At 71.3% G+C, this 1,036-nt stretch carries 1 protein-coding gene; it reads right to left on the reverse strand.

The features are described 5' to 3' along the window. Positions 1-41 precede the first annotated feature (41 nt). Positions 42-1,036: phosphoenolpyruvate carboxylase (locus tag J0695_RS39895; RefSeq protein WP_206969717.1), on the reverse strand; the 995-nt coding region annotated here is incomplete at its 5' end.

The following is a 1,036-nucleotide window of genomic DNA, read 5'->3' on the forward strand; positions in this document are numbered from 1 at the left end:
CGGGGGTCCGGGGGCGGAGCCCCCGAAACCCCCGGCACCGGTCAGCCCGTGTTGCGCAGGCCCGCTGCGACACCGTTCACGGTGAGGAGCAACGCCCTTGCCAGGGTCGGGTCCGGGGTCTCACCCCTCTCCGCAGCCTCCCGCTGGCGCGCCAGCAGGGAGACCTGGAGGTAGGAGATCGGGTCCAGGTACGCGTCACGGATGCCGAACGTCTGCTGCAACGCCGGGTGCGAGTCCAGGAGTCGCTGCCCACCGGTGACCCGAAGGACCTCGCGGACCGTCAGGTCGTGCTCGGCCTCGATGTCGGCGAACACATGCTTGAGGTTCTCGGGGACCAGCGTGTCGACGTAGTGGCGGGCGATGCGCAGGTCCGTCTTGGCCAGGGTCATCTCCACGTTGGAGATGAAGTTCTGGAAGAAGTGCCAGTGCTCGTGCATCTCGTCGAGGACCCCCTCTCCTCCCAAGGGTGCAGTGAGGCCGGCCTCGCGCAGCGCCTTGAGGCCCGAGCCGACGCCGAACCAGCCGGGGACGATCTGGCGGGACTGGGTCCAGCCGAAGACCCACGGGATGGCGCGCAGCCCGTCGAGGGAGACTCCGGATCCGGGGCGGCGGGACGGCCGGGAGCCCAGGTGCAGGTCGGCGAGCTGGTCGACCGGCGTCGAGGCGAGGAAGTACGCCGGGAGGTCCGGGTCCTCGACCAGCTTGCGGTACGCACCGTGCGCGGCATCCGAGACGACCTCCATCGCCGCGTCCCAGCGGGCGAGGGCGTCGTCGGACTGGCGCGGGGCGGTGTGCAGGGCGGAGGCCTGCAGCGTTGCCGCGACGGTCAGTTCGAGGTTCTCGCGGGCCAGTGAGGGGATGAGGTACTTGTCGGAGATGACCTCGCCCTGCTCGGTGACCTTGATCTCGCCTTCGAGCGTCCCCCAGGGCTGGGCGAGGATCGCGTCGTGCGAGGGGCCGCCGCCGCGGCCGACGGTGCCGCCGCGGCCGTGGAACAGCCGGAGGCGTACGCCGTAGCGGTGCGCGACGTCGCGCA

The sequence above is a fragment of the Streptomyces beijiangensis genome, assembly GCF_017315755.1.
GTDB classification, from domain to species: Bacteria; Actinomycetota; Actinomycetes; order Streptomycetales; family Streptomycetaceae; genus Streptomyces; species Streptomyces beijiangensis.